Annotated in this window: 11 protein-coding genes and 1 pseudogene; 3 read left to right on the top strand and 9 right to left on the bottom strand. The window is 44.8% G+C overall.

All coding sequences use genetic code 11. The features are described 5' to 3' along the window. Nucleotides 1-28: 28 nt before the first annotated feature. The 6 genes from purH to mrcB all read right to left on the bottom strand — a co-directional run bounded on the left by purH (nucleotide 29) and on the right by mrcB (nucleotide 7,864). Nucleotides 29-1,606, bottom strand: coding sequence for a bifunctional phosphoribosylaminoimidazolecarboxamide formyltransferase/IMP cyclohydrolase (gene purH / locus ACS8E3_RS07960; protein ID WP_439243175.1), 1,578 nt, complete (start codon nucleotides 1,604-1,606; stop codon nucleotides 29-31). A gap of 336 nt (nucleotides 1,607-1,942) precedes the next feature. Further along, complete coding sequence (fis, locus tag ACS8E3_RS07955; RefSeq protein ID WP_439242998.1) at nucleotides 1,943-2,239, bottom strand: DNA-binding transcriptional regulator Fis; 297 nt, start codon at nucleotides 2,237-2,239, stop codon at nucleotides 1,943-1,945. A gap of 30 nt (nucleotides 2,240-2,269) precedes the next feature. Then, nucleotides 2,270-3,223, bottom strand: a complete 954-nt coding sequence (locus tag ACS8E3_RS07950) for a zinc-ribbon and DUF3426 domain-containing protein (RefSeq protein ID WP_439242996.1) — start codon at nucleotides 3,221-3,223, stop codon at nucleotides 2,270-2,272. Between the two features lie 97 nt (nucleotides 3,224-3,320). Further along, complete coding sequence (prmA, locus tag ACS8E3_RS07945; RefSeq protein WP_439242994.1) at nucleotides 3,321-4,247, bottom strand: 50S ribosomal protein L11 methyltransferase; 927 nt, start codon at nucleotides 4,245-4,247, stop codon at nucleotides 3,321-3,323. An 83-nt stretch (nucleotides 4,248-4,330) separates the two neighbouring features. Continuing rightward, nucleotides 4,331-5,167: a tetratricopeptide repeat protein gene (locus tag ACS8E3_RS07940; protein ID WP_439242992.1), complete on the bottom strand. Its 837-nt coding sequence runs from the start codon at nucleotides 5,165-5,167 to the stop codon at nucleotides 4,331-4,333. Between the two features lie 297 nt (nucleotides 5,168-5,464). After that, nucleotides 5,465-7,864, bottom strand: coding sequence for a penicillin-binding protein 1B (mrcB, locus tag ACS8E3_RS07935; RefSeq protein ID WP_439242990.1), 2,400 nt, complete (start codon nucleotides 7,862-7,864; stop codon nucleotides 5,465-5,467). A 386-nt stretch (nucleotides 7,865-8,250) separates the two neighbouring features. On the opposite strand from mrcB, the gene ACS8E3_RS07930 reads away from it, so the two are divergent. Then, nucleotides 8,251-11,040, top strand: a complete 2,790-nt coding sequence (locus ACS8E3_RS07930; protein ID WP_439242988.1) for a heavy metal translocating P-type ATPase — start codon at nucleotides 8,251-8,253, stop codon at nucleotides 11,038-11,040. A gap of 113 nt (nucleotides 11,041-11,153) precedes the next feature. Here the strand turns inward: ACS8E3_RS07930 and ACS8E3_RS07925 are convergent, their stop codons facing one another. After that, the gene (locus tag ACS8E3_RS07925) at nucleotides 11,154-11,876 is read right to left on the bottom strand and encodes a Bax inhibitor-1/YccA family protein (protein WP_439242986.1); all 723 of its coding nucleotides are present in this window, start codon (nucleotides 11,874-11,876) and stop codon (nucleotides 11,154-11,156) included. A 636-nt stretch (nucleotides 11,877-12,512) separates the two neighbouring features. On the opposite strand from ACS8E3_RS07925, the gene ACS8E3_RS07920 reads away from it, so the two are divergent. Together ACS8E3_RS07920 and ACS8E3_RS07915 are read left to right on the top strand one after the other, a co-directional pair. Beyond that, nucleotides 12,513-13,622, top strand: a complete 1,110-nt coding sequence (locus ACS8E3_RS07920) for an NAD(+) kinase (RefSeq protein WP_439242984.1) — start codon at nucleotides 12,513-12,515, stop codon at nucleotides 13,620-13,622. Between the two features lie 49 nt (nucleotides 13,623-13,671). Continuing rightward, complete coding sequence (locus ACS8E3_RS07915; protein WP_439242982.1) at nucleotides 13,672-13,983, top strand: YeaC family protein; 312 nt, start codon at nucleotides 13,672-13,674, stop codon at nucleotides 13,981-13,983. 97 nt (nucleotides 13,984-14,080) lie between these two features. On the opposite strand, the gene ACS8E3_RS07910 is transcribed toward ACS8E3_RS07915, so the two are convergent. Continuing rightward, complete coding sequence (locus tag ACS8E3_RS07910) at nucleotides 14,081-14,455, bottom strand: HopJ type III effector protein (protein WP_439242980.1); 375 nt, start codon at nucleotides 14,453-14,455, stop codon at nucleotides 14,081-14,083. A gap of 173 nt (nucleotides 14,456-14,628) precedes the next feature. Next, nucleotides 14,629-14,796, bottom strand: a pseudogene (gene csrA, locus ACS8E3_RS07905) (carbon storage regulator CsrA); the annotation flags it as partial. Nucleotides 14,797-15,016: the final 220 nt, after the last annotated feature.

Raw genomic sequence — 15,016 nt, 5'->3', positions numbered from 1 at the left:
TTTAGTGCTTAACAATTAATCAAGCTTATTAATGACGGAAATGACGCATACCGGTGAATACCATCGCTATGCCATGCTCGTTAGCCGCAGCGATAGTCTCGTCATCACGCATAGAGCCACCGGGCTGGATAATAGCAGCAATACCTACTTCAGCAGCATTATCGATACCATCACGGAAAGGGAAGAAGGCGTCTGAGGCCATTACCGCGCCTTCAGTAGCAAGACCTGCATGCTCGGCTTTGATAGCAGCGATACGAGCTGAGTTGACACGGCTCATCTGCCCTGCGCCTACGCCGATAGTACGCTTGTTTTTACCGTAAACGATAGCGTTTGATTTGACGTATTTGGCGACAGTCCAAGTAAATAATAAGTCCGCAATTTGAGCCTCTGTCGGCTGTACGTCAGTGACGATTTGCAAGTCGTTAGCTGTGATAATATCTAAGTCTTGTTCTTGTACTAGTAAGCCACCGTTAACGCGCTTATAGTCGAGTTTGCCTTGGCGCTTAGTTGATACTGGCAGCTCGCCGCAAACCAATACTCGAACGTTTTTCTTCGCTGCAGTTACTTCTAGCACGCCATCTTCAATACTTGGCGCAATAATCACTTCAACAAACTGGTTATCGATGATGTCTTTTGCCGCCGCTACGCTAAGCTTAGTATTAAAAGCGATGATACCGCCAAAAGAGGATTCAGGATCGGTGCTAAAGGCCGTGCGATAAGCAGTGACTTGATCGAGATCAACGGCAACACCGCAAGGATTAGCATGTTTGACGATAACGCAAGCGGGGGCGGTAAAGGCTTTGACGCACTCAAGAGCGGCGTCAGTGTCGGCGATATTGTTATAAGATAACGCCTTACCTTGCAGCTGTTTAGCGGTCGCAATAGAAGCCTCTTTGTCGTTTAAAGTGGCATTTTCGACATAGAACGCCGCTTGCTGATGCGGGTTTTCACCGTAGCGCAAATCCTGCGTCTTATCGAATTGTAGATTAAGTGTGCGAGAAAAAGCTTCTGGCTGCTGCGTTTCATTGACGCGGCTGCCTAAGAAGTTTGCAATCATGCCATCGTATTGAGCGGTATGTTCAAAAGCTTTTACGGCCAAATCGTAGCGTAATGCTGAGGTGAGAGTCGTACCTTTATTTAGAGCAGACAAAACACGCTCATAATCACTAGGGTCAGTTACGATACCGACGTCAGCATGATTTTTTGCTGCGGCACGAACCATAGTAGGGCCACCGATATCAATATTTTCAATAGCCTCAGTCATAGTCACGTTAGCTTGTGCAATCGTCTCAGCAAACGGATATAGATTGACAACGACCATATCGATGCGCTCGATAGCATGCTCACTCATAATCGCGTCGTCAGTACCTCGGCGGCCTAAAATACCGCCATGAATCTTGGGATGTAGAGTCTTGACGCGGCCATCCATCATCTCAGCAAAGCCAGTATAGTCAGAGACTTCTGTGACTTCGACATTATTCTCTTGCAGTAAGCGAAAAGTGCCGCCGGTAGATAATAAGCCAAAACCGGATTCGATTAGGCCTTGAGCGAATGCTACAATTCCTGCTTTATCTGATACGGAGAGGAGAGCTAGTGGTTTTGTCATCATAAAATCATTCCATAAAAATCCTGAGAATAGAAGGCATTAAACCGCAAGCATGGGTTGCTAGCAATTTATACCTTATAGGTTCAGGCGAGGGGATATAAGCAAAACAAGCCAGGAACTAATTGGCTCAATGATTGCCATGAGTAAGTCGTGATAAGCATTATAAAATATGTAGTTGCTTATATAGTTACTACTGTCATAACGATTAGTGATTAAGGCAATAGCAAAAAGGTCGCTATGATAAAACATTTGGCTAGTAGGTACAAAAATTTGTTTTTTTTGCTCAAAATAATTCGTTAAAATATGCGACGCTTTAGCCCTTATAGGTCCAAAGGGTTACATCAAATCGTAGCATTTTAGCTTTTTTCGTAAGGTTCCACGATTCAACCCTAATATTTGCGCGCACTTCGTTTGATTACCGCGAGTCTTTTCGAGGACTACTTTTAATAGTGGCAGCTCAACTTCTTTTAGGATGAGCTCATACAAATCAGTCGGTAACTCATCGCCTAGAGCTAAAAAGTACTCACGAACCACACGCTCAACATGATGACGTAAAGGCTCGGAGCTCTCTGAGCTTACATAATCAACGCTTTGGGCAAAATGATTAGCAGAGGCCTGCACAGATGGTGTCATAAGGTGATGTCCTCAATATTAGGCAGATGATCAGTAAATAGGTTCAATAATAATCCTATCAATTTGCTGGGGATTCAGAGGGATAGTAAGCATAAAAGATTGGCTGTAATTGGCAGATAACTGGCTTTGATGAGCCATCAAGTAATCGTTTGGCATAGCAATGAACTCACCAACTAACGCCTCGCTACCATAAATACTAACCTTAAGACTAGGCACCAGCTGCGTCTGCGCACTTTGATTCGATAGCGTAGCTTGAACATCGCTAAAAGCGTTGGCCGCTTTGATCTTGCTTGCTCTAAATGTGAGATCTGAGATCGCAAAAGCATCTAGGTCAGCAGAGGGTAAGCGACACGCTGCTATTACACAGACAGCCTCTAAACGGGCAGCATGGTCTGGGTTTTTGATCAAAGTATTTAAATTAAAAATAATATATTGTGCAAATAAAGATAGGATTAATACTAAACAACCAGCGCTCCACAATAACATCGCCACTGATTGTGGCCCATCATCGTATGGATTCAAGCGCAGCTCTTCGTTTTGGGCTAAGTTACGCTGTCTTGAGCGTTGATATAGATAATCATCGCTCAAAGTCCGGTCAGCTTTGTTAGAGGACAACAGCTGCGGCTTAGTTGAGAGAGCTGTTGACTCAATAGTCGATTCAGAAGCGCTATTATCAAAAGCTTGCGCTTGAGTATGACCAGGCTTTTTATCACGATTAAGGTTACCGATAGAGCTACTGCTATGCTTGCTGAGCAGCTCTTCGAGCCAATTATTATCCGAAAGAGTACTGTTTTCTAGTTTGGCTGCGCCAGCTAATGAGTCATCATGAGCAGAAACAATTAGATGTTCATTCACCAAAAAACTATGCTGACAATGAGCACAGCGCATCTGCGTACTCGGCTTGTGTAAAAGCTCTGGCAATTCGGCATTCAGATCAAAATACATCTCACAACTAGGACACTGAGTTCTGATACACGTAGTCATGTTATCAAGTCCGAAAACGATGTTCGTTAATTCTACTAAGCCACAATTGGCGATAAGCAGTTACTACTAATATCGTAACAGATGTAATTAAATGTTGCTAGCCTGTAAATGTTCCTGAGAGTCGTTGCCAGTGATGATCTTCTTGCGTGGTAAAAGCATGTTTAGGGTCGAGAGCAAAATACGGCTGATAAGCATCAGTGACTTGCTCAGTCTGCGACTCAATGAGACCTGCTAAAACCAGCCTACCTTTTTCAGCGATAAGCGTTGCAAAATAAGGAGCCAACCCAATAAGCGGTTTTGCTAAGATGTTAGCAACTATCATATCTACCGGTATTACCTCATTATTAGCACAATAATCGTTGAACTCTTCTGGTAAGAAAGCCAATAGACGCTCATCAACTTTATTACGCTCAGCGTTTTGCTTAGTAGCTAATACCGCTTGTGGATCGATATCTACAGCATAAACTTGACGCGCGCCCAATAATAAAGCGGCTATCCCTAAAATACCAGAGCCGCAGCCATAATCAATGACGACTTTATCTTGTAAAGGCTCTGCTGTTAGCCAGTCTAGACATAAGCGCGTGGTCGCATGGTAGCCCGTACCAAAAGCTAAGCCTGGGTCCATAATAATATTGGTCGCCTCAGGATTTGGCGGTGTCAGCCATTCAGGTACAATCCAAAGGTTATTGGCGCATTCAATAGGCTGATAATGCGTCATCCATTCGCGCTCCCAGTCCTTGTCATCCACAGCGCTAAGCCAAGTGCGGCTAGCATTTACTTGTGCAGCGATATCATGGCTTAACTGCTCGAGAGCTTGTTTGTTACCTTGCGCGCTTGCGGCATCAAAGATACCGGTCAATACCACCTCATCCCACAATGGCGACTCGCCTGGTAGCGGCTCAAATAAAGGTTGATCGCCTGCATCGTCCAACATAATGGACAGCGCGCCCGATTCTAATAACAACGCTTCAGCCAAATCAACGTTAGTTTTTATACACTGTAGATGCAGTTGTTGCCATGCCATATAAATGCCTTAATAAAAGTGAGTTTAAAAATAATGATAGAATTGAATGCGATCGCATGAGGACTCGCTGCTAAGCTTTAGTGCTAGCGAAGCGCTTGCTGCGCTTCACGAATCACTCGAGTATTATTCTGTGCTTGTCCAGATCTGAGAATGAGCTGCCATAAAGAGCGGCGACGACTAGCATCTTGTGAGACAGTAAGGCCGCGGCGAGCCATCGCTTCTGCTTTACGGGGTTGATTCTTTTTTAGAGCGACTTGAGATAAATAGAAGTACACCGCTGAGGATCTTGGCGCTAAACGCTGAGCACGAGTAAAGCTACTTTCTGCTGCGGTTAGATTGCCGGATTGCAGCTGCGCGGTACCGACTTGCATCAGGTTTTGGAAAGCGGGTAAATCGCTTTTATTATTGGTAGCTTGCCGACTTGACTGCTGAGAGTTTTGACGGGCGCGCTCTAATAAATCGCTATGTGAGGGTAATGTTGGCGATTGAGAAGGCGTATTAGCGTCATAAACGGGTGGCTCTTCAATCATTACGTCCGGTAGCGGCATGACTAAAACGTTATCATCAGGGAGCGTTGGTATGGGCTGAGTAGGAGCTGAGCTTGACTGAGTTAAGGGGTTTTGGCGATTGTCATTACTTTCATAAGTAGTAGGGGCTCGGCTGGACGGAATATAAGGCTCAATAGGATAGCCATCGTTGGTGTGGCTAGTTGTAGGCTGCTTAGCGTTAGTAACAGCGGTCGTTTGATTAATAGTAGTTACCGACCCTCTATTGCTAGCAGTTGTAGACGGCGCTGTTTGACAAGCGCTCATAACTAAGGCGCTCATGATTAGAGTAGGGAGAAGCACTCGCTTTGACTGCAATGAGCTTGCTGCTATGCTTGCCAAAAGTCGTGAGTTTTGCTGCCTTAGTATCGTCATATCCTGCTACCTCTACTTAATATTACATCATCTATAAACAGTAAAAAATTTACTGAATGTTATGGTTACTTCATTCTCATAAGGATTTATATGTCGCTATCATGCCACTGTGCGCGAATCATTATTCAAGCCATCGCTAATGATTATAACTAGCTATAAATAATGGACTGTAGTGAATACTAAAGCCTTTATTATAACTTGATTGGCGCACTTTGCTAGGGCATGACCTCATGATTCAATTGAGGACACACCCTAATAGCCGGCGACTTAATAAGTTAGTAGCTATTCAACAAAGCATTAAAACCACTCAAGCGCGCGGTCGTACCAAGTATCAGCGCCTCTTTGTGTCTCATTATTCTCGATATCTTCATCGGCGGCTTGTTGAGGGTTCTCCAGATTTTCTGACTGTGGCTGCTCGATAGTAAATCCGCGTTCACGTGCCCGCTCTTGCTGATAAAGCTGCAAAGCACATTCGCTAGCTTCTTCAGGTAGATAGGCGGACATAACGGGTAAGTAGCGAGCATTAGCGCAGCGCTCATTAGATAGCTTGCCTGAGTTGTTCTCTAACCATAACCATTCGATCCCTTCAGGTTCTGCCATAGCAACGGGTGTCAGCTTTAGGCGGCGCATATAATCAACCCAAATCGGTAACGCTCCGGTACCACCGCCTAGACCAATAGGCTTATTGTCATCGCGGCCCACCCAAACGACACTGACATAATTGCCGCTATAGCCTGCAAACCAAGCATCACGGTAATCATTAGTGGTTCCAGTTTTACCCGCTAGATTGAGCTCGCTACCCAAAGACTGTGCTCGGCGAGCCGTACCTTCTTTGACCACTTGCTGTAGAGCATAGTTGGTCAAAAAGTTGGCTTCAGGAGGTACACTGCGCTGCGTGTTAAGTCCAGTACGCTGCAAAATACGACCGCGATCGTCAATAACCGTGCGAATACTATGAATAGGAGTGCGGAAACCACCGGTGGCAAAGACTTGATACACCCCGAGCATATCCATCGGGCTGAGGTTGACCGAACCTAATAATGCTGAGGGATAAGGTGAGATTTTTTCTTCGATACCCATACGGCGTAATTGTCTAGCAAAAGTGTCTAAACCAAACTCCATTCCTAAACGTACCGTACTTTGGTTATAGGACTTGGCTAGCGCAGTGGTTAGAGGAACATAGCCATGATCCCGGCCATCGTAGTTTTTGGGATTCCAGTCGCCATCGCTCAAGTTAACAGTGATAGGAGAGTCGTCTACTGAGCTGGCGAGGTTATAGCGCCCACTCTCAAGCGCAGTCATATAGATGATAGGTTTTAGCAACGAGCCCACTGGACGTTTGGCATCTACCGCCCGGTTAAAGCCGGTGAATTCACTACCGCTACCGATGACAGAGACCAGCTCACCAGTCTCAGGATTGGCACTGACCAGAGCGCTTTGTAGATCTTTGGTTTTGCTATTATTACGGCGCAGTTCTCCAAGTTTACGATCGACGGCTTTGTCTGCTGCCAGTTGTGCAATAGGGTCAAGAGTACTGATAATAGTCAGCCCTTCGTTTTTGAGATCATCAGCATAGTAGACGTCATTGAGCTCACGTTTGACAATGTCCAAAAAGTCAGGGAACTGGCTTTTACCTTCAACGGGCTTATCGACTACTCCTAAAGATCTTTCAGTGGCAGCCGCGTAGTCTTCTGCCGTCAGCTTGCCTATCGCTTGCATATTACTCAACACCACATCGCGACGCGTTTTGGCCGCTTCTGGATGGCGGCGAGGGTTATAGACACTTGGTCCTTTTGCCATACCCACTAACATCGCTTGCTGATCTAGACGCAGCTCGTTTAAAGGTTTATTAAAATAAAACTGTGACGCTAAGCCAAAACCGTTAATAGAGCGGTTACCGTTTTGACCTAAGTAAATCTCATTTAGATAAGTCTGTAGTATCTCATCCTTGCTATAATGCAGCTCTAGCAGTACCGCCATTAGCGCCTCGTTGGCTTTACGCTTGAGAGTACGATCTGAATTGAGATAAAAGTTCTTGATCAGCTGCTGGGTGATAGTCGAGCCGCCTTGCATAGAGCCGCCTGAGAAGTTATTGACGACGGCACGAGTAATGCCTCGTATCGACACGCCTTTATGCTCATAAAATCCGCGATCTTCAGTAGCGATCAGCGCATCTATTAGCGGCTGAGGCACTTCGTCTAAAGAGACGACCAAGCGATCTTCGTTACTATCAGGATAGATACCGCCGATACTGACAGGCTCTAGGCGTATGATACCCGTATCGTTTTGCTCAGTGCTTTGAATACTTTGGATCTTGTTATTAGCAAGCGTCATTTTGATGACTTGTGCTTTATCGACATCGTTAGCGCTATAGCTAAAACCGCGAGTATGGATAAAGTAGGTATTACCTGAGCGGTGAAAGCTACCAGTACGATCATAAGCTTTATCGCTTTGATAGTTCAGTAGATCAAGCCAAGTCTTCATCGTGTCTCTATCGACATTAGCACCTTGATACAATTCCAGCGGCTGCGAGTATACTTTGGCCGGAATATCCCAGCGCTTGCCCTCAAACTTATGGGTGATAGTACGATCAAGCTTGATCAGATATAGGGCCAACAACACCATAGCCACAATGACAATAATGAGTAAGATACTGCTAAAAACAATCCCGCCTTGTTTAGAGGGCAGGGAGCTCATCGCAGCTCTAGGCGACTGCAGCGGGGGAAGATTAGGTTTTTGCACTGATAACACACCGTTTTAACATAAAAAAACTGCCTCATAATGACGCAAATTGACAAAATTTTCAATCTATCATCTCAGTCTTAGCATTCATCACACGCAAGCATTAAACCGCTATAATAAGCACAACTTATCGTGCTGTAATAGCAGCTTAATGAATAAATGCTGTTTCCTGCTTTGAACCTAGAGTATAGCTGCCATATAAGATAACGGCTTAGAGTAAGGCTCATTATGTTTTTTCTGTGAATCAGCGACTATTAAGAGCAAAGTATGTCGCCTTTATTGATTAGCAAGTCCAAACTACTACTGATCTTAAAATAATCCTGTTAAAAATAAGAGTGATTATGTCTAGTTCTTTTTCATCCTCGTCTGTATCCCATTCTCAGTATGACGATAGCTCCATCACGCAAGGGTTAGTGCTGCCGCACGCTGGGCATTGTTTTCATTGCGGCGATCCAGTACCCAAGCCGCCATTTCACGCACAAATATTAGGCGAGGCGCGTGAAATGTGCTGTATGGGCTGTCAGTTGGCAGCCGAGAGTATCGTAGAAGCAGGGCTTGAGCAGTATTATCTGGATCGCTCAGAGATTAATCGTACCGCAAGTTTGCCCACTCAGCTGACGCAGCTTGAAGCTTATGATCACGATGAGATCAAGTCACAGTTTGTCTACGCGCAAGAAGGTCTATCAGTCGCTGAGCTATCGGTGAATAATTTGCGCTGTGCGGCTTGTACTTGGCTGATTGAGTCAAGGCTTTACGAGATCGATGGCGTGGATAAATGCCAAGTCAATTTGACCAATCAGCGTATGCGTATTATTTGGGATGAAAATAAGCTCCCCATTAGCCGTATCTTAGCCGTTATCAATGAAATCGGTTACGACGCCAAACCTTATCGGCAAGATACGCATGAGGCGATGTTAGCCCGGCACAATAATAAAATGCTGCTCAGACTCGGTATCGCTGCCCTCGGCGCTATGCAAGCGATGATGTATGCAGTGGCGCTATACTTTGGTGAATATAGCGATATGCTCGTCTTTCAGCGCGACTTTTTGCGCTGGGTGTCGTTATTTGTCAGCACGCCAGTTTTCTTTTATGCCGGCGTGCCGTTCTTTACCTCAGCATGGTCGGCGATTCGCGCACGCCAAGTCAATATGGATGTACCGGTCAGTGTCGCTTTAATCGTCACTTTTTTCGCTAGTATGTATGCCACAGTGACCGGGCAAGGAGAGACTTACTACGATTCAGTGAGTATGTTTATTTTCTTCTTACTAGCAGGGCGCTACATCGAGCATAATGCTCGGCTAAAAGCAGCCACTATGGCGAATGATCTAGTAGTGATTGAGCCGATTTTAGTCCAAAAAATTGCTGAGGATAAAGCGTCAGCTGCTCTTATTTTAGAGCGTTTAAAACAGCAAGCTGAGACTGACGTAGCACCATTAGCAGTTGGCGAAGTCACTAATGCTGTTAATACTAATGATGATATCATTGCCAGTCCATTGCCTAACTTTATGCAAAATATGGACGCTAATGTTCAAGTGCTGACGCAAAAGGTCGCTCTGGCCTGGCAACATTCAGATGCCTCAGCGACTGCGCCGCCTGACGCTGATAAGTCTATGGTTACCGCCCAAAGTCTACAAGTTGGCGATATTATCATGATTGAAGCGGGTGCAGAGATCATTAGCGACGGTATCTTGCTCAGTCCAACCGCGACAGTGTCACAAAGCTTATTGACCGGCGAGGGCGACCTGATTATCAAGCGTCAAGGGGATTATATCGTTGGCGGCGCGCAAAACGACAGTCAGCCGTTTGAGATGTTGGTGACGGCTTTACCAGAAGACAGTCAGATGGGACTGATCGATCGGCTGATGAACCGCGCTATGAGTGAAAAGCCTAAACTGGCTCAGCAAGCTGATAAGCTGGCACGTTGGTTTGTCGCCCGTATTTTAGTGCTGTCGGTCCTAGTGTTTATTGGCTGGTATATCGTAGATCCTAGCCAAGCCATTTGGGCCACTGTTGCAGTGTTGGTAGCGACTTGTCCTTGTGCCTTGTCTTTGGCAACGCCTATTGCGCTGACGGTAGCGACCAATAGGCTAGCAAGCTATGGATTTTTGACCACGCGCGGTCACACGCTGCAAACTTTGGCTGAGATTACGCACGTGGCCTTTGATAAGACCGGTACGCTGACTTACGGTAAGCCCAATTTATTAAATATTGAGCTATTAAACGCTCAAGCATCAGCTCATGCCGACTCGCAAGATAGTCTATTAGCGATAGCAGCTGCGCTAGAGGTGGGCAGTCGTCATCCGATTGCCCATGCGCTGCTGACGGCGGCCTATCAGCTACATCTGCCAACTACCCAAAACCTTCAACATTACCCGGCAGGCGGCGTTGAAGCGATAGTCGATGGGGTATTATACCGGATCGGTCATGCTGATTTCGCTATGGACGCTGCCCATGACGATGCGAGCAGCAGTGCTCAGTCGCTCAATATCGATTTGATTGCCCATCGAGCCAGCTCAGCGGTGGTTTTATCTTGTCAGTCTTTAATTAAAAGCTCCGAAGATACTGCGCCTAGCTGGCAAGCACTGGCCTGCTTTTATTTCAATGATAAGGTTCGTGATAGCGCCAAAGCAACTTTGGATACTCTAAAGCAGCTAGGGATAGAGTCAGTGATGCTAACAGGTGATCCTAGTCCGCAAGCCTTGGTCATAGCTGATACTCTTGGCATGAGCGCTGCTTACAATGGTCTATCACCTACTGATAAAGTCAATCACATTCAACAGTTGCAAAGTAACGGCGCGGTGGTACTGATGGTCGGTGATGGTATCAACGATGCCCCCGTGCTAGCCGCTGCTGATGTTTCCACTTCTATTGCCGGCGCTGCTGATCTAGCGCAAGTGTCTAGTGATAGTATTATTTTGAACGGTCAAGTCGAAGGCATCAATGCTGCTAAGCGTATCGCCGATAAGACAGAACGTATTATTAAACAAAACTTTCGCTGGGCATTAGGCTATAACGGTATTGTACTGCTGCCGGCTATCTTCGGTTATGTCCCGCCTTGGCTTGCTGCTATCGGTATGTCGCTAAGCTCCTTGTTAGTAGTGCTCAATGCTCTACGTCTGAAACGAGCTTAAAATATAAGCTACAAACGAGAGCGTTAGGTTAAAATTTAGTCCATAAAAAACCGCCTGTTAGCAATAACAGGCGGTTTTTATTTTTAAAAGGTTAATAGCGAATAGCTTTCAGATCAGTCTTGTAAGTAGCTAAGCAGACGCATAAATTCGATGTACATCCACACTAGCGTTGCGAGGATACCGATGCTAAATAACCACTCGTAGTCTTCAGAGATACCCGCTGCTACACCGCGATCGATATTATCAAAGTCGAGGAGTAGGGTAAAAGAAGCGATAACAATGACAAACAAGCTAAAGCCGATAGCGATAGCGCCGCCTTCAAATAAGAAAGGTAGGCTTGAACCGAAGGCTAGAGATAGTATCCACTGCGCCACATAAACCAGCATGATAGCGATAAGTGCTGAGGTGACAATCGAACGGAACTTTTGGGTAACTTTTACCAAACCAGAACGATAAAGCCCTAACATGACTGCCGCGGTGACGAAGGTTGCACACATAGCAGTGACAGGTACGCTTGGGTACATACGCATAAAGAACAGCGAGATACCGCCCAAAAATATACCTTCAAGTATGGCGTAAGGGATAGCAAAGGTTTTGGCTTTTTTGGGTTTGAAAGTCATAAAAATAGCTAAGCCAAAGGCGGCAAACATGCTACCAAAAGCGGCCATAGTAATAAAACCTTGTGACAGTCCTGCCATAAGGGCATAAAAGAAAAAGCCTACGCCCGTGATAGCCGCCAGTCCAAGTAACAGACTGGTTTTTTGGATAACACCTTTGACGGTCATAGGCTCGCCGCCGACCGCAAATTCTGCGCGACTGACAATAGGATTGGCCATACATATATCCTTAATATAAAATAGTATAAATCAACGTTACTTTAGCAAAATCGGCATTATTGTCAACTGTCTTTGCGTGACCGATATCAAGGCTTAGCCCTGATATCATCTACCTGTTGCTAGGGTCTAGTGGACATTCACAAGAAGGCACTAACAATAGTTAAAATAGATCGAATCTAAGTAAAAATGAGTCATATAGTAGATTCAAGACAAAAGTGTTGTAGCGCTACTGGGATAAGTTTTGCGCAGCCTCTGTGTCAGCAGCACGCAAGGAAAGTTTATCCCAGTAGCACATTTCGATTTATGACGGTTTTATTTTTAATTGACCATAATAAAGCAGCTAATAAGTAAATCGGTCAATAAAAATCAATTAGAAAAAGATCATTTAAGAAAAGTTACTCAACCAAAGTAAGCGTTTACTCTTTTATAGATGGGGTCGATTACGACAGTTAACAACGATGATTGATAAAACATGATAGTTTAACGCTTTATTTATCGCTATCATTATCGAAGATACCGATGTTTTATGATTAGCAATAGCTATAATAAATAGTCATAATAACGTATGTTGCTTTCTTGATTTCATCGTATCAATTACCTTTGCACCTCTTTATTTAAGTTTGGTCGAGTCGCTTTATGGAAAACTCTGCGCAGTCAGCCCGATTGCCACATTTGCACGAATCAGAGCTGTTTCACGCTATCAAAAACCCAGCCTTTCGCCGTATTGGTCTGATGGGTCGCGCGGGCAAACGTAGTGTTATTCAGAGTCTCATTCAGGTAGCAAATACTGTCAATGAGATGAACTTAACGCTGATTATGGATATGCAAACCGCTAATTTACCTACTTTGAACTTGGTAGACATCGAAAAGGTAAAAATCGTCAAGCGCAGTTTGATCGGTGAGATTTGCGACTTAGTGATTGTGGTTGGTGGTGATGGCTCTATTTTGCATGCTGCTGAAGCACTAGCTCGTTATCGCGTTCCTGTACTTGGGGTTAACCGAGGTCGCCTTGGGTTTCTGGCGGATGTTAAGCCCAATGAGGTCGCCTTTAAATTACGGCAAGTATTGATGGGTGATTATCAGCTTGATCACAGATTTCTGCTAACGATGGAGATTCGTGAAGGAGATAATATCCTGCATGAAGACATGGCGCTCAATGATATTGTGCTCCATGCCGGCAAGTCAGTACACATGATCGATTTTCAGATGAAGATCGATGGTCAAGACGTCTACCGGCAGCATAGTGACGGCCTCATTGCGGCTACACCGACCGGCTCTACTGCCTATGCGCTCTCTGGCGGTGGACCTATCATCCACCCTAGTATGGACGCGATTTGTTTAGTGCCCATGCATCCGCATACGCTATCGAGCAGGCCTATTGTGGTCAGTGGTAATAGTGAGGTTTGTATTCGTATTCATGAAGACAATCGCACTCAACCAATGGTCAGTGCCGACGGTAAACCTAGTGTACCTATTGAACAAGATCAGCGACTATATATCCGTAAGCATCCTGATAAGCTGACTTTGTTGCATCCACCAGGGTTTGAGTTCTATGAAGCTTGCCGTACTAAGCTGCATTGGAATGTACATGCCGAAGAGTTCAGTCTGGATAGCGATGACGATGATGACATTGATATTGAAAGCACTGAGGTTGAGAACATTGAGATGGATAACATTGATCACCATAATATTGAGGCCGATGATCATAGTATTACCCCCGAGAAGATAGGTACAAAAACAGAGTGAGCCACTAAGTTTTAGACAGGTTAAAGATAGCTAGAGAAGAGGAGCTAAGATGAATAAAGAGACAATACTAGCCAGTTTGACCCCTGAGATAGTAGATAAATTCCGGGTAGCCATTGAGATTGGCAAATGGCCAGATGGCCGCCAACTGACTGCTGAGCAGCGCGAAACTTGTATGCAAGCGGTCATGATGTGGGAGCACGAACATCTAGCGCCGTCTGAACGCGTGGGCTTTATTCATAAACCTATCAAAGATGATGGCAGTATCGTCGGCGCTGAATGCGATGTCGAGCACGAGCATCATTATCCTAATATGCCTAATCCTAAAGGCGCGATTCAACCGGTTAAATTCCGCGATAAATAATGAGTAATCTTGAAACTAAAAATCCACACTATCATCGATAGCGTGGATTTTTAGTTTTATGTAATAATTTTATAAAACTAAGAGAGTGACTGTTAATTTACAAAGCGGTGGTATCGACAGTCGGACGGAGTGTTAGTGGGTTTTTTTGCATCAAAAACCCTTGCCAACCCCAATGCAAAAAATTGCGAATATTGGCGTGGTCAGTACCCTTAGGAGTGGCTTGTACTTTATCGTAATGTTCACCGAATAGTTTAAGGGTATCAAGCTGGTTTAGGCCGTGATGCTTAGCAAAACCAAAAACTTTGGCACTACCTTCGTTTTCGCCAGCGGCATTATGCTGCATACCATTGACGAATGGCGCTGGGGAATAACGATAAAAATCGTCAATAAAGCTGATCACATCGTTAAAACCTATGGCTTTTTTGTTCAAACCATTCAGTAAAGCCGAAACGTCGGATTGGCGGATGCTCATAGTAAGTGACCTCAAAAAGATTAAAATTACAAAGAGTAAGCGCTTATAGTCTTCATACCCGTAAACGAGTCCGCTATAAACGATAAAACTTTATTTTAACGATTAAAATAGTCTTCGTCATCAAAAGAAGGCGCAAAATTGCCTTGTTCAAGATGCTGCATCTGTGATTGTACGGTGCGCTCTTGCTGAATACGCTGGTAGATCTCTTCGCGATGTACCGCGATATCTTTTGGTGCGTTAACCCCTATGCGTACTTGGTTACCCTTGACGCCTAGCACAGTAACACTGACCTCATCGCCAATCATTAAAGTTTCGCCAACGCGGCGAGTTAAAATTAACATGCGTCACACTCCTTATGTCGCAGTAAAAAACGATTACTTATCATATGACTTCTCAATTACTAAATATCATTAAATGAACCATTATCAAGCTGTTTATGGTTTTAATTCACAAGCGAATATATCGTCTCAAACGAGATAAACAGGGTCAATAATTATAGGTATCATTTTGCCCAAATGAACGCCCCATTATAAGTCCCATAGACGGTACTGTCACGGATTT

The organism is Psychrobacter sp. 2Y5 (assembly GCF_051847375.1).
GTDB lineage: Bacteria > Pseudomonadota > Gammaproteobacteria > Pseudomonadales > Moraxellaceae > Psychrobacter.
Note: the sequence above shows the minus strand (reverse complement) of the source record. Positions and strands in the feature narration are given on the sequence as shown.

Bases quoted from the DNA above. Each gene is read 5' to 3' on its own strand.
- purH (WP_439243175.1), bottom strand. From the start codon at position 1,606: ATGACAAAACCACTAGCTCTCCTCTCCGTATCAGATAAAGCAGGAATT.
- fis (WP_439242998.1), bottom strand. From the start codon at position 2,239: ATGACACCATCTGTGCAGGCCTCTGCTAATCATTTTGCCCAAAGCGTT.
- ACS8E3_RS07950 (WP_439242996.1), bottom strand. From the start codon at position 3,223: ATGACTACGTGTATCAGAACTCAGTGTCCTAGTTGTGAGATGTATTTT.
- prmA (WP_439242994.1), bottom strand. From the start codon at position 4,247: ATGGCATGGCAACAACTGCATCTACAGTGTATAAAAACTAACGTTGAT.
- ACS8E3_RS07940 (WP_439242992.1), bottom strand. From the start codon at position 5,167: ATGACGATACTAAGGCAGCAAAACTCACGACTTTTGGCAAGCATAGCA.
- mrcB (WP_439242990.1), bottom strand. From the start codon at position 7,864: ATGAGCTCCCTGCCCTCTAAACAAGGCGGGATTGTTTTTAGCAGTATC.
- ACS8E3_RS07930 (WP_439242988.1), top strand. From the start codon at position 8,251: ATGTCTAGTTCTTTTTCATCCTCGTCTGTATCCCATTCTCAGTATGAC.
- ACS8E3_RS07925 (WP_439242986.1), bottom strand. From the start codon at position 11,876: ATGGCCAATCCTATTGTCAGTCGCGCAGAATTTGCGGTCGGCGGCGAG.
- ACS8E3_RS07920 (WP_439242984.1), top strand. From the start codon at position 12,513: ATGGAAAACTCTGCGCAGTCAGCCCGATTGCCACATTTGCACGAATCA.
- ACS8E3_RS07915 (WP_439242982.1), top strand. From the start codon at position 13,672: ATGAATAAAGAGACAATACTAGCCAGTTTGACCCCTGAGATAGTAGAT.
- ACS8E3_RS07910 (WP_439242980.1), bottom strand. From the start codon at position 14,455: ATGAGCATCCGCCAATCCGACGTTTCGGCTTTACTGAATGGTTTGAAC.